We start from the raw sequence: 13,727 nt of genomic DNA on the forward strand, positions 1-13,727 counted from the left end.
AGCCCGAGCGGTGGATCGTGGTCGCGAACTGCACTTCCTGGTCGGAGAGGTGGCTGTCGGGATGCATCCCCGAGGTGACGCCACCGTAGGCGCTGCCACTGACAGCAGCCATCGACCTGCTGCTTCGTGCGCTACTTCGTGAGGCCTGCCGCCTCGCGGTCCACCCTGCGGCGGATCCCGTACCAGCCGGCGGCCAGCGCCGCCGCGATGATCGGGATGAGGTAGAGCGTCTTCCGGCCGATCTCCGGGTCCTTCCACATCAGGCCGAGCACGGAGAGCAGGAAGAGGATCGTGACGATCTCCGTGACCGGGCTGCCGGGAAGCCGGAAGCTCGGCCGGGTGATCAGGCCCTCCTTGGCCCGGCGGACGAACGCCAGGTGGCAGATCATGATGATCACCCAGGTGCTGATGATGCCGAGGGACGCCACGTTCAGGACGATCTCGAAGGCCTGGCTCGGCATGAGGAAGTTCAGGCCGACGCCGAGCACGCACACCGCGGAGGTGAGCAGGATGCCGCCGTAGGGGACCTGGCTCTTGTTCATCCTCGCCGTGAACTTCGGCGCCGAACCCGCCATCGCCATCGAGCGCAGGATGCGGCCCGTGGAGTACAGGCCCGAGTTCAGCGACGACATCGCCGCCGTGAGGACGACCAGGTTCATCACGTCACCGGCCGCGGGAACGCCGATCTTGGAGAGGACCGTCACGAACGGGCTCTGGTCGGCGGAGTACACCGATCCCGGCAGGAGCAGCGCGAGCAGGACGACCGAACCGACGTAGAAGAGGCCCACGCGCCACATGATGGAGTTCACCGCGCGCGGGACGATCTTCTGCGGATCGGCGGTCTCGCCCGCCGCGACGCCGACCAGCTCGAGGGAGGCGTACGCGAAGACGACGCCCTGCATGATGATCACGACCGGCATGATGCCGTTCGGCAGGAAGCCGCCGTTGTCGGTGATCACGCTCAGGCCCGGTGTCTGCCCGCCGACGTCGTGCTGGGTGACCAGCAGGAAGATGCCGATCAGCATGAAGGCGATCAGGGCCGCGACCTTGACGATCGCGAACCAGAACTCCATCTCGCCGAAGTACTTCACCGAGATCAGGTTGATCACGAGAACGACGGCGAGGGCTATCAGCGCCAGCACCCACTGCGGGATGTCGGTGAAGAAGCTCCAGTAGTGCGTGTACAGCGCGATGGCGGTGATGTCGGCGATGCCGGTGGTCGACCAGTTGAGGAAGTACATCCAGCCGGCGACGTAGGCGCCCTTCTCGCCGAGGAACTCACGCGCGTAACTGACGAACGAACCCGACGAGGGCCGGTAGACGACCATCTCGCCGAGAGCGCGCACGACGAAGAAGGCGAAGATGCCGCACACGAGGTACGCGACGGCGAGCGCGGGGCCCGCGGAGTGCAGGCGACCGCCCGCACCGAGAAAGAGTCCGGTTCCGATCGCGCCACCGATCGCGATCATGTTGACGTGACGGGCCTTGAGGTCCTTGCTGTAACCGGCGTCGCCCGCGTCCGCGGGGGCCGGGGACGCATCTGTGCGGGATGCGTCCGCAGCGGCCGTGTCTACGGCTTCCTTGCTCACGTGGGGGGTCTACTCTCTGGTGCCCGGAATACTCCGGTGTCCGGATGTGCTCCGGCCCACGACACCCCTGACGTGCGTGGACCGACGCGACACCTTCCCCCAGAGATCCCCCGGCATGCGGTGGCGCACGTCACATAGCGGCACTTCTCACATGGTGGGCAGGGGGTGTACACACGATGACCACGAGGTGTACAGCCCGTGGATCACGACGAGTAGAGCCCGTTGATGTCCTGCGCGTACTTCTCCCGGATGACCCTGCGCCGCAGCTTCAGTGACGGCGTCAGCTCACCGGTCTCGGGGCCCCACTCCTCCGCCAGCAGCCGGTAGCGCTTGATCTGCTCCGTGCGGTTGAGGCGTGCGTTGGCCGCCTCGACCGCCCGCGCGACCTCCTCCCGCACGGCCTCGCTGGCCATCAGGTCGCCCGTGATCCCCCGGCCCGCGGCCCACACGGGAGCCATCTCGGCGTCCAGGACCAGCAGCGCCACCAGGTAGGACCGGCCGTCGCCGTGGACGAGGGCCTGACCGATGAGGGGGTGCTCCTTGAGGGTGTTCTCGACGAGCACGGGCGAGACGTTCTTGCCCGTCGACGTCACGATGAGTTCCTTCTTGCGGTCGGTGAGCCAGAGGAAGCCGTCCTCGTCGATCCGCCCGACGTCGCCGGTGGCGAACCAGCCGTCCGCGTCGCAGGCCGACTCCACGCCCCCGTCGGGCAGGAGGTAGCCGTCGAAGACCGTCGCGCCACGCACCAGGATCTCGCCGTCGTCGGCGGTGCGGATCTCCAGGCCGTCCAGGGGCTTGCCCACCGAGCCGAGCCGGAAGGCGTCGGGGGTGTTGATGGTGACGACCCCGGTGGTCTCCGTGAGCCCCCACGCGTCCATGATCACGATGTCGAAGCCCGCCCAGAAGCGCACGACGTCCAGGGGCATGGACGCCGCCGCGCTCGCGGTCCACACCAGGCGGTCGAATCCGGCCAGGGAGAGCAACGGTCCGATGACCTTCTCCTTGGCCTCGCGATACGCCCTCTCCAGGTCGGCCGGCGGTTCCTCGCCGCGCTCGACGCAGTCCACGCGCGCGCGTGCCGTCTCGTTCGCGGCCTCGATCGACTCCCGCTGCTCCTGCGGCAGCCCGGCGAGCACCGCCTTCACGGACGCGGCCAGCTTCTCCCACACGCGGGGAACCCCGAAGAACTGCGCGGGACGCAGCTCGCGCGCGGTCGCGGCGACGGCGGTCGGGTCCGCGCACAGGTACACGTGTGAGGCGCGGAACACGGGCAGGTAGATGCCCAGCATGCGCTCGGCGACATGGGCGAACGGGAGGTAGCTGATGTGCTCCACGAAGTCGGGGAGCTCGACGACCGCGTCCAGGGCGACGCCGTTGAGGACGACGTTGCGGTGCGTGATGCGGACGCCCTTGGGGTCGCCGGTGGTGCCCGAGGTGTAGACGACCGTCAGCGGATCGTCGGCCCGGGACTCGCGCCAGCCCTTCTCGAAGGCGTCCGGGTCGAACAGCCGGCCTCCGGTGGCGTGCAGGGAACCGTACGTGCGGTGCGGTCCCGCGTCGGCCGCCTCGACGACGACCAGACGCTCGATCGGCGCCTCGGGGTCCGCGAGGAGCGGCTCCCAGCGTTCCAGCTCGCGGGCGCCTTCGATGATCGCGAAGCGCGCACGGCTGTGCCGGGCGATGTGCGCAATCTGCTCGGGGGCCGAGGTGCCGTACACGGTGACGGGGACCGCGCCGAGGTGCACGAGGGCGAGATCGCTCAGCCAGTGTTCGGGGCGGTTGCCCATCATCATGAGGACGTGCTCGCCGCGCCGTACGCCGAGTGCCGAGTATCCGGCGGCGAGGACGGCGACCTTGCGGCGTGCCTCGCGCCAGGTCAGTGTCGTCCACTCCCCTTCGGGGGTGGCGCGCCAGGAGAGTGCGGGGCGGTCGCCGTGGTCCTCGGCGTTGCGGAGCAGCAGGGCGGGGAGCGTGATGTCGGCGGGTTCCCCGGGGAGTCGCAGGATCGTGGTCATGACCGCCTCCTGGCGTCATCGACGAAGCAAGTGACTGGCCCGGACGCTTTCACAACAGTGGTGAGACAGCAATACTGTTGCACCTGATCGGTGCACAACTCGGTGCCCGGACACGGGCGCACGAATGGGAGGCGATGCGCTGCCATGACGATGACGACGACGTCGGACACGCACGAACCGACGCTCACGGTCGACGAACTGGCCGCGCGCGCGGGCGTCACCGTCCGCACCATCCGCTTCTACAGCACCAAGGGCCTGCTGCCACCACCGGTCATCGGTCCGCGTCGCGTGGGTCACTACGGTCAGGAGCACCTGTCCCGGCTCGGGCTCATCGAGGAGTTGCAGCACCAGGGCATGACGCTGGCCGCGATCGAGCGGTACCTGGAACAGCTGCCGCCCGATCTGAGCGCCCACGACCTCGCCATCCACCGCGCGGTGGTGGCCTCCTGGGCGCCCGACTCGGCCGAGGACACCGACCACGCGGAGCTTGAGCGCAGGGCGGGCCGTGCGCTGACCGACGGGGACCTGGACCGGCTCTCGGCGATGGGCGTCGTCGCGCCGGCGGGGACCTCGGGGGCGTATCGCGTCGACCCGGGGCTGCTGCGCCTGGGCGTGCAACTGCTCGACGTACCCATCGCCCACGAGACGATCCTGGCCGCGCGCACGGTTCTGATGGAACACACCCGCTCGGCCGCCGTCGAGCTCTCCCGGCTCTTCCGCGACGAGGTGTGGGGTCCCTACCGCGACCGGGAGTCGGATCCGGAACACGTGGCGGCGATGCGCTCCCTGTCGGCCCACATGCAGCCGATGGTGGTGCAGGCCCTGGTGACGGCGTTCCAGCGCTCCTTGAAGGAGGAGCTGCGGGAGTGGCTCAACGACAGCTGAGCCACTCCCGCAGGCAACCCGATCAGTTGTCGCTGAACTTCTCGCCGTTCTCCGCCTTCTCGACAAGCAGCGCGGGCGGCGTGAACCGCTCTCCGTAGCGGTCGGCCAGCTCACGTGCGCGGGCCACGAATCCGGGCAGGCCGCCTTCGTAGCCGTTGATGTACTGCAGGACACCGCCCGTCCAGCCGGGGAAGCCGATGCCGAAGATGGAGCCGATGTTGGCGTCCGCGACGGAGGTCAGGACGCCCTCCTCCACCAGGCGCACGGTGTCGAGCGCCTCCGAGAAGAGCATCCGCTCCTGCATGTCCTTGAACGGGATCTCCGTACCCGGCTTGGTGAAGTGCTCGCGCAGACCCGGCCACAGGCCCGCGCGCTTGCCGTCCACGTAGTCGTAGAAGCCCGCGCCCCCGCTCCTGCCGGGACGCTCGAACTCGTCGACCATGCGGTCGATGACGGCGTCCGACGGGTGCCCGGCCCAGGTGCCGCCGGCCTCCTCGACGGCGCGCTTCGTCTCGTTGCGGATCTTGCGCGGCAGGGTGAGGGTCAGCTCGTCCATCAGGGAGAGGACCTTCGCCGGGTAACCCGCCTGGGCCGCGGCCTGCTCGATGGAGGCGGGCTCGATGCCCTCGCCGACCATCGCGACGCCCTCGTTGATGAAGTGCCCGATCACGCGCGAGGTGAAGAAGCCGCGCGAGTCGTTGACCACGATCGGCGTCTTGTTGATCTGGCGTACGAGGTCGAACGCGCGAGCCAGCGCCTCGTCCCCCGTCCGCTCACCCTTGATGATCTCGACGAGCGGCATCTTGTCGACGGGCGAGAAGAAGTGCAGGCCGATGAAGTCGACGGGCCGCGTGACGCCCTCGGCGAGCTGGGTGATCGGCAGCGTCGAGGTGTTGGAGCAGAGCAGCGCGTCCGGCTCGATGATGTCCTGGATCTCCTGGAACACCTTGTGCTTGAGCGAGGTGTCCTCGAAGACGGCCTCGATCACGGCGTCGCAGCCCGCGACGTCCCGCGGATCGGCGGTCGGCGTGATGCGGGCGAGCAGCGCGTCGGCCTTCTCCTGGGTCGTACGCCCCCGCTGCACCGCCTTGGCGCACAGCTTCTCGGAGTAGGCCTTGCCCTTGGCGGCGGCCTCGGCGGACACGTCCTTCAGGACGACCTCGATGCCCGCGCGGGCACAGGAGTAGGCGATGCCCGCCCCCATCATCCCGGCGCCGAGCACGGCGGCCTTGCGGACCTGGCGGGCCTCGATGCCCTGGGGCCTGTTGGCGCCGGAGTTGACGGCCTGGAGGTCGAAGAAGAACGCCTGGATCATGTTCTTCGCGGTCTGCCCGGTGACCAGCTCGGTGAAGTAGCGGGCCTCGATGGTCAGCGCGGTCTCGAAGTCGACCTGCGAGCCCTCGACGGCGGCCGCGAGGATGTTGCGCGGGGCCGGGTAGGGGGCGCCGTTGATCTGCTTCTTCAGGTTGGCCGGGAAAGCGGGCAGGTTCGCCGCGAACTTCGGGTTGGCCGGGGTGCCGCCGGGGATCCGGTAGCCCGGCTTGTCCCAGGGCTGCGCCGACTCGGGGTTGGCGTCGATGAAGGCGCGGGCCTTCTCGATCATCTCCTCGCGGGTGGCGGCCACTTCGTGGACGAGGCCGTTCTCCAGGGCGCGCTTCGGGGAGTACTGGGTGCCCTGGAGGAGCACCTTCAAAAGCGCGTCCGCGATGCCCATGAGGCGCACGGTGCGGGTCACGCCGCCGCCCGCGGGGAGCAGGCCGAGGGTGACCTCGGGCAGGCCGATCTTGGAGCCGGGCGCGTCGAGCGCGACCCGGTGGTGGCTGGCGAGGGCGATCTCGTAACCGCCGCCGAGGGCCGCGCCGTTGATGGCGGCGACGACCGGCTTGCCCAGGGTCTCGATGCGGCGCAGGGAGCCCTTGATGGCGACGCCCGCCTCGAACGCGTCCCGCGCGTTCTCCGGCCCTGCCTGCATCATGTCCTTCAGGTCACCGCCCGCGAAGAAGGTCTTCTTGGCGGAGGTGTAGATGATGCCGCGGATGGAGTCCTTCTCGGCCTCCGCGCGCTCGGCGATCGCCGCGATGGAGTCCTTGAACCCCTGGTTCATGGTGTTGGCGGACTGGTTGGGGTCGTCGAGGACGAGGGTGAGGATGCCGGTGGCGTCCATCTCCCAGCGGATGGTTGAGCTCTGCGTCATGGTGCGGTCTCCGTGAAGTCTGTGGCGGTTGGGGTGAGCGGCTACTGGGGCGGGCGGTGCCGTTTCTTTGCCGACTGGCAGCGGGTGGGGGCTGATCGCGCAGTTCCCCGCGCCCCTGAGATGCGCACTGCGTGCGCCATCTCGGGGCGCGTAGCGGGAAGGCTGCGCGCAGCGCACGCCTTCAGGGGCGCGGGGAACTGCGCGAGCAACCACGGCGTACGCGCGGTCGGCGACGGCCCCCGGCCCCAGCGGCGCTAGACCCGTTCCACGATCGTGGCGATGCCCATCCCGCCGCCGACGCAGAGGGTGGCGAGCCCGTACCGCAGGTCGCGCCGCTCCAGCTCGTCCACCAGCGTGCCCAGAATCATCGCCCCGGTCGCGCCCAGGGGATGGCCCAGCGCGATCGCGCCGCCGTTGACGTTGACCTTGTCCAGGGACAGGCCCATGTCCTTGACGAAGCGCAGGACGACGGCCGCGAAGGCTTCGTTGATCTCGACGAGATCGATGTCGTCGATGGTCAGACCGGCCTTGGCGAGCGCCTTGCGGGCGGCCGGGGCGGGACCGGTGAGCATGATGGTCGGCTCGGAGCCGGAGACGGCCGCGGAGACGATCCGGGCGCGCGGCGCGAGGCCGTAGCGCTCGCCGACCTCCTTGGTGCCGATGGCGACGAGCGCGGCGCCGTCCACGATGCCGGAGGAGTTGCCCGCGTGGTGGACGTGGTCGATCTTCTCGACCCAGTGGTACTTCTGCAGCGCGACGGCGTCGAAACCGCCGAGGTCGCCGATGTCCTTGAAGGACGGCTTCAGCTTGGCGAGCGAGTCGGCGGTGGTGCCCGGCCGCATGTACTCGTCGTGGTCGAGGACGACCAGGCCGCTGCGGTCCTTCACCGGCACGACGGACTTCTCGAAGCGGTTGTCCTTCCAGGCCGCCGCGGCGCGCTCCTGGGACAGGGCCGCGTACTCGTCGACGTCACGCCGGGTGTAGCCCTCGACGGTGGCGATCAGGTCGGCGCCGATGCCCTGCGGCACGAAGCCCGTCTCGTAGTTGGTCATCGGGTCGGCGAACCAGGCGCCGCCGTCCGAGGCCATCGGGACGCGCGACATCGACTCGACGCCGCCCGCGAGGACGAGGTCCTCCCAGCCCGAACGCACCTTCATCGCGGCCATGTTGACCGCTTCCAGGCCCGAGGCACAGAAGCGGTTCTCCTGGACGCCCGCGACGGTGTCGGGGAGACCGGCGGCGATGGCCGCGATCCGCGCGATGTCGGAGCCCTGGTCGCCGACGGGGCCCACGACGCCGAGGACGATGTCGTCGATGGCCGCCGGGTCCAGGTCGGGGAACCGTGCGCGGATCTCGTGGATCAGGCCGACGACGAGGTCGATCGGCTTGGTGCCGTGCAGGGCGCCATTGGCCTTGCCGCGTCCGCGCGGGGTGCGGATCGCGTCGTATACGTACGCTTCGGTGGTCAAGACAGCAGCCTTTCGCATAAGAACTTTGAAGATTTTGAAGATGAGGGCCGGTCGGACTCAGGCGAGCAGGGAGCGGCCGATGATCTCCTTCATGATCTCGGTCGTACCTCCGTAGATCGTCTGGATACGGCCGTCGGTGAAGGCCTTGGCGACGCGGTACTCGGTCATGTAGCCGTATCCGCCGTGCAGTTGGAGACAGCGGTCGGCCACCCGCTTCTGGAGTTCGGTGGCCCACCACTTGGCCATCGACGCGTGTACGGCGTCGAGTTCCCCGTTCGAGTGATCGACGATGCACCGGTCGAGGAACGAACGAGTGACGGCGCACTCGGTCGCCATCTCGGCGATCTCGAAGCGGATGTGCTGCAGCTTGGAGAGCGGGCGCCCGAAGGCCTCGCGCTCCTTGACGTACGTCGTGGTGATGTCCAGGAGGTGCTCGGCGGCGGCGATCCCCGCGACGGCGATGCCCATGCGCTCCTGCGCGAGGTTCGTCATCAGGTGGACGAAGGCGCCGTCGAGCTCACCGAGAAGGTTCTCCTTGGGAACGCGTACGTCGTTGAAGAACAACTCGGCGGTGTCCTGGGCCTTCTGGCCGATCTTGTCGAGGTTGCGGCCACGCTCGAAGCCCTCCATGCCGCGCTCGACGACCAGGAGGGACAGGCCCTTCGCGCCACCCTCCGCCGACGTCTTGGCGACGACGACGACCAGGTCGGCGAGGATGCCGTTCGAGATGAACGTCTTGGAGCCGTTGAGCAGCCAGTGATCGCCCTGTTCCGTGGCGGTGGTGCGGATGCCCTGGAGGTCGGAACCGGCGCCCGGCTCGGTCATCGCGATGGCCGTGATGATCTCGCCGGAGCAGAAGCCGGGCAGCCAGCGCCGCTTCTGCTCGTCCGTGCCCAGGGAGGTCAGATACGGGCCGATGATGTCGTTGTGCAGGCCGAGAGCGAGCCCGGCCGCGCCCGCGCGGGTGAACTCCTCGGCGAGGACGGCGCTGTAGCGGAAGTCGGTGTTGCCGCCGCCTCCGTACTCCTCGGGCACGGCGAGTCCGAGCAGCCCCTGTTTGCCCGCGGCGCGCCAGGCGTCACGGCTGACGATCCCGTCCTTCTCCCACTGCTCGTAGTGGGGCAGCACCTCCTTGGCCAGGAAGGTGCGGACGGTCTCGCGGAACGCCTCGTGTTCGGCGGAGAAGATCTGTCGCTTCACGTACGGCCTCCTGGAGCCCTAGAGCCAGCCCTTGACGGTTTCGATCGACTTGGCCGGCTCGGGGCCGACGGGAATGACGTTGAGCATGGTGACGCCCGCCTCGCGGAACGCCTCGACACGCTCGCGGACGTAGCTTTCGGGTCCGCACAGCGACACGAGCTCGCAGAACTCGTCGGGGACGGCGGCCTCGGCTTCCTTCTTCTTGCCCGAGAGATACAGCTCCTGGATGCGCGCCGCCTCCTTCTCGTAGCCGTACGCGACCGCGAGGTCGTTGTAGAAGTTCTTCCCCACCGCTCCCATGCCGCCTACGTAGAGGGCGATCTGAGGCCGGGCCAAATCCCGTACGGCCGCCGCGTCGTCACCGATGGCGAGCAGCCCGCCCGCGACCGTCTGCAACGGTCCGAGCGCCGGATCGCGCTTCTCCTCGCCCTCGGCGAGCGCGGCGCCCCACACCTGATGGGCCTTTTCCGGGATGAAGAGGGTGGGCAGCCAGCCGTCGGCGATCTCGGCGGTCATGCGGACGTTGGCCGGGCCCAGGGAGGCGACGTACAGCGGCACCTCGGAGCGGACCGGTTTGGTGAGGATCTTGAGAGGCTTGCCCAGCTTGCCGCCCTTCTCGGCGGGCAGCGGCATGTCCGTGATGCCGTGGTGGTCGATGACCTCACGGCGCAGGATGCGGCGGGTCAGCTCGATGGCCTCGCGGGTGCGGGCCAAGGGCTTGTCGTACGCCCTGCCGTGCCAGCCCTCGACGACCTGCGGGCCGGACGCGCCGAGACCGATGATGGCGCGGCCCCCGGAGATGGCGTCGAGTCCGGCCGCCGTCTGGGCGATGAGGGCCGGGGTGCGCGAGTAGACGTTGAGGATCGCGGCGCCGATCTTCATACGCTCGGTGCGCGCGGCCAGGTAGCCCATGATGGTGGGCGAGTCGAAGCCGTACGCCTCCGCCACCCAGACGGCGTCCAGACCGGCGGACTCCAGGGCCGCGACATCGTCGGCGGCTTGCCGCGGGTCGCCCGCGTAGGCGAGAGGTGCGGAGAGTTGCATCAGTCGTCTTCCTTTGCCGGAGTGCCGGAGTGCCGGGCGAGGGCGGGTACGTCCCAGTCGCGGGCCACGTCCTCGGTGTCCGCTCCCGGCTGGGCGGGGCCGCCGCGTACGTGGGTCGGGGTCGTGGAGAAGCGGGGCGCGGGGGCGGGCTGGGTGATGCCGCCGTGGTCGACGAAGGTGCCGCGGGCGGCGAGATGGGGGTGGCCGGGGGCCTCGCGCAGGGAGAGCACAGGCGCGACGCACGCGTCGGAGCCTTCGAAGACGGCCGTCCACTCCTGGCGCGTGCGCGTCTTGAAGCGGGCGGCGACCGCCTCGCGCAGCTCGCCCCAGCGGGCGAGGTCCTTACGCTCGGGCGCCTGCCCCGCCAGACCGAGCAACTCGATGAACTCGTCGTAGAACTGCTGCTCAAGGGCGCCGACGGCCATGTAACCGCCGTCCGCGGTCTCGTAGTTGCCGTAGAACGGGCAGCCGCCGTCCAGGAGGTTGGCGCCGCGCCGGTCCTGCCAGCCGCCGGCCGCGAGCATGCCGTGGATCATCGACGTGAGGTGGGCGGTGCCGTCGACGATCGCGGCGTCCACGACCTGCCCCGCGCCGCTCGCGCGCGCGTGATGCAGGGCCGCGAGGATGCCGACGACGAGGTAGAGCGAGCCGCCCGCGTAGTCCCCGACGAGGTTCGCGGGGACGGTGGGCGGCTCGCCGGGGTTGCCGATCATGCCGAGGGTGCCGGTGATCGCGATGTACGCGATGTCGTGCCCGGCGCGCTGGGCGAGCGGTCCCTCCTGGCCCCAGCCGGTCATCCGGCCGTAGACGAGCTTCGGATTGCGGGCGTGACAGGCGACGGGTCCGACGCCGAGGCGCTCGGCGACGCCGGGGCGGTATCCCTCGATGAGGACGTCGGCGCGGTCGACGAGATCGAGGACGCGGTCCGCGCCGTCCGCTGCCTTGAGGTCGATGATCACGGAGCGTTTGTTGCGGTTGGTGACGTCGTACTCGGGATTGATCGCGAGGCCGCCGCCGCCCGGTCGGTCGACGCGCACGACGTCGGCTCCGAGGTCGGCGAGGAGCATGGCCGCGAACGGGCCGGGACCGATGCCCGCCAGCTCGACGACACGCACCCCTGCGAGCGGTCCGTGAACGCCCCTGTCCGGAACTGCCATTGAGCCCCCAGCGCTATGACACAGCTATGACACAACTGATGTAACACCAGTGATGCTAAGAACGTGTTCCACTCCGCACAAGACCCTAGCAAGCAAGCGCTTAGACAAATCGAGGCCGACGGGGTACCTCCCGGTAACCGCTCCGGCTTCTCACGCTAGCCTCGGCCACCGACATCGGCGCGGGGCGCACGGCAGAGAGGTGCCATGACCAGTCAGAACGGCAACGGCAACGGCAACGGCAAGGAGCGTGCGGCGGACCGCACGTACGACATCGTGCTCTTCGGGGCGACCGGTTTTGTCGGTGCGCTCACCGCGGAGTACCTCGCGGCGCGCGCCCCGGAGGGGCTGCGCTGGGCCATCGCGGGGCGCGACACCGGGAAGCTGGCGCGGCTGCGGGACCAGCTCGCCGAAGCACATCCGGCTTGCGCGCAGCTCCCCCTCGTCCGCGCCGACGTGGCGGACCCGGCGTCCCTGAGGGAGATGGCGGACCACGCGCGCGTGGTGGCCACGACCGTCGGGCCTTATCTCGAGTACGGCCAGGAACTCGTCGCCGCGTGCGCCGAGGCGGGCACCGACTACGTGGACCTCACCGGTGAGCCGGAGTTCGTCGACCTCATGTACGTACGGCACGACGCCCGCGCACGGGAGACGGGCGCACGCCTCGTGCACTCCTGCGGCTTCGACTCGGTCCCGCACGATCTGGGCGCGTACTTCACGGTGTGCCGGCTCCCCGAGGGCGTGCCGCTGCGCGTCGACGGGTTCGTGCGCAGCAACGCGACCTTCTCCGGAGGCACGTTCGCCTCCGCGCTCGCCCAGTTCGCGCGCGGCCCGCAGATGCTGGCCGCCGCACGGGACCGGCGACGGCACGAGCCGCGCGTTGTGGGCCGCAAGGCGTACGCGCCGCCGAGTGCGCCCCGCTACGCGGGCGAGGTCGGCGCCTGGGCCCTTCCCCTGCCGACGATCGACCCGCAGGTGGTGCAGCGATCGGCTCGGGCGCTGGAGCGCTACGGGCCCGACTTCCGCTACCGGCATTACGCGGCCGTGAAGACCCTGCCGTTCGCGGTGGGGGGCGCGGTCGCCGTCGGCGGCCTGGTGGCCGCGGCCCAACTGCCGCCCGCGCGGCGTTGGTTGTCCTCACGCCTGAAGCCGGGCGAGGGGCCGAGCCGGCAGCGGCGCGCGGACAGCTGGTTCTCCGTGCGGTTCGTCGGCGAGGGCGGCGGCAAGCGGGTCTTCACGGAGGTCTCGGGCGGCGATCCGGGATACGACGAGACGGCGAAGATGCTGGGCGAGGCGGCCCTGTGCCTGGCCGTCGACGACGGCCTGCCGGACGTGGCCGGGCAGCTGACCACCGCCGTGGCGATGGGCGACGCGCTGACCGCGCGACTGACGGCGGCCGGGCTCAGCTTCCGGGTGGCGGCGTGGCGATAGCGCTCGCCCCGCCCCGCGCCGCGCCGGTCGCCTCACGCAGTGCCGCTCGGCACAGGGCGTCCGCGCGGCGCGTGGACTCCGGGAGGCGGTAGCGCGGCGTCAGGAGGAGCGTGTGGGCACAGGCGTTGTCCAGGCTCACGCGGTGGCCGACGGAGACGAAGACCGGCTTGACGTCCTCGCGGGTGCGCAGGGCGCGGCCGACCTCCTCGTCTCCGTCGAGGAGCGGGGCCGCGCTGCCCCGCGGCGCGTCCGGAGCCTCGTACGCGAACGTGAAGGGGTTCTTGGCCACGCCGATGGTGGGCAGGCCGGTGAGGACGCCGAGGTGGCTCGCGAGGCCGAACCGGCGGGGGTGTGCGATGCCGTAGCCGTCGCAGACGACGAGGCCGGGCGCGGCTTCGAGCGCCCCCAGGGCGGCGAGCACGGTGGGGATCTCGCGAAAGGCGAGCAGGCCCGGGACGTACGGGAAGGACACGCGGCCCACCGCGGTGGCCTCCTCGACGACGTCGAGCGTGGCCGCGTCCAGGACGACGACCGCGGCCGCGACGATGTCACGCTCGTCGTCGTAGGCGACGTCGACGCCCGTGAGGTGTCCCGTGCCCGGTTCGGGGCCCGCCTCGTCGAGCACGACCCGGGCGCGGAGCCGGCCTTGGACCGCGCGGGCGGCCGGCTCGTCGGTGGGCCAGTCCTCGGGCGCGTGGGAGAGAGCAGTCGTGTGCGTCGTCATCGTGCGGGCAAGCCTAGGCGTC

10 protein-coding genes are annotated in these 13,727 nt (G+C 70.2%); 2 read left to right on the top strand and 8 right to left on the bottom strand.

Annotated elements, in window-relative coordinates:
- Window positions 1–131: 131 nt before the first annotated feature.
- Together AB0I94_RS38400 and AB0I94_RS38405 are read right to left on the bottom strand one after the other, a co-directional pair.
- Window positions 132–1,589: an amino acid permease gene (locus AB0I94_RS38400; RefSeq protein WP_363314435.1), complete on the bottom strand. Its 1,458-nt coding sequence runs from the start codon at window positions 1,587–1,589 to the stop codon at window positions 132–134.
- 203 nt (window positions 1,590–1,792) lie between these two features.
- A complete protein-coding gene (locus AB0I94_RS38405; RefSeq protein ID WP_363314436.1) occupies window positions 1,793–3,604 on the bottom strand; it encodes an AMP-binding protein in 1,812 nt (603 codons plus the stop codon).
- A 150-nt stretch (window positions 3,605–3,754) separates the two neighbouring features.
- On the opposite strand from AB0I94_RS38405, the gene AB0I94_RS38410 reads away from it, so the two are divergent.
- Window positions 3,755–4,489 carry a MerR family transcriptional regulator gene (locus tag AB0I94_RS38410; protein ID WP_363314500.1) on the top strand — a complete coding sequence of 245 codons (735 nt, stop codon included), beginning with the start codon at window positions 3,755–3,757 and terminating at the stop codon, window positions 4,487–4,489.
- Window positions 4,490–4,511: 22 nt separating this feature from the next.
- Here the strand turns inward: AB0I94_RS38410 and AB0I94_RS38415 are convergent, their stop codons facing one another.
- The 5 genes from AB0I94_RS38415 to AB0I94_RS38435 all read right to left on the bottom strand — a co-directional run bounded on the left by AB0I94_RS38415 (window position 4,512) and on the right by AB0I94_RS38435 (window position 11,553).
- Window positions 4,512–6,683 carry a 3-hydroxyacyl-CoA dehydrogenase NAD-binding domain-containing protein gene (locus AB0I94_RS38415; protein ID WP_363314437.1) on the bottom strand — a complete coding sequence of 724 codons (2,172 nt, stop codon included), beginning with the start codon at window positions 6,681–6,683 and terminating at the stop codon, window positions 4,512–4,514.
- Window positions 6,684–6,937: 254 nt separating this feature from the next.
- A complete protein-coding gene (locus tag AB0I94_RS38420; RefSeq protein WP_363314438.1) occupies window positions 6,938–8,152 on the bottom strand; it encodes an acetyl-CoA C-acetyltransferase in 1,215 nt (404 codons plus the stop codon).
- A 57-nt stretch (window positions 8,153–8,209) separates the two neighbouring features.
- On the bottom strand, window positions 8,210–9,352 hold the full coding sequence (locus tag AB0I94_RS38425) for an acyl-CoA dehydrogenase family protein (RefSeq protein ID WP_363314439.1): 1,143 nt from the start codon (window positions 9,350–9,352) through the stop codon (window positions 8,210–8,212).
- 18 nt (window positions 9,353–9,370) lie between these two features.
- A complete protein-coding gene (locus tag AB0I94_RS38430) occupies window positions 9,371–10,396 on the bottom strand; it encodes an LLM class F420-dependent oxidoreductase (protein WP_363314440.1) in 1,026 nt (341 codons plus the stop codon).
- On the bottom strand, window positions 10,396–11,553 hold the full coding sequence (locus AB0I94_RS38435) for a CaiB/BaiF CoA-transferase family protein (RefSeq protein ID WP_363314441.1): 1,158 nt from the start codon (window positions 11,551–11,553) through the stop codon (window positions 10,396–10,398). The genes AB0I94_RS38430 and AB0I94_RS38435 overlap by 1 nt, the downstream gene beginning before the upstream one ends.
- Before the next feature lie 204 nt (window positions 11,554–11,757).
- Between AB0I94_RS38435 and AB0I94_RS38440 the strand changes: the two genes are divergently transcribed.
- The gene (locus AB0I94_RS38440; RefSeq protein WP_363314442.1) at window positions 11,758–12,981 is read left to right on the top strand and encodes a saccharopine dehydrogenase NADP-binding domain-containing protein; all 1,224 of its coding nucleotides are present in this window, start codon (window positions 11,758–11,760) and stop codon (window positions 12,979–12,981) included.
- Here AB0I94_RS38440 and AB0I94_RS38445 read toward each other — a convergent pair.
- Window positions 12,953–13,705: an endonuclease V gene (locus AB0I94_RS38445; protein ID WP_363314443.1), complete on the bottom strand. Its 753-nt coding sequence runs from the start codon at window positions 13,703–13,705 to the stop codon at window positions 12,953–12,955. The two genes, AB0I94_RS38440 and AB0I94_RS38445, sit on opposite strands and share 29 nt — an antisense overlap.
- Window positions 13,706–13,727 lie beyond the last annotated feature (22 nt).

It is taken from the genome of Streptomyces sp. NPDC050147, from assembly GCF_040660195.1.
Taxonomy (GTDB): domain Bacteria; phylum Actinomycetota; class Actinomycetes; order Streptomycetales; family Streptomycetaceae; genus Streptomyces.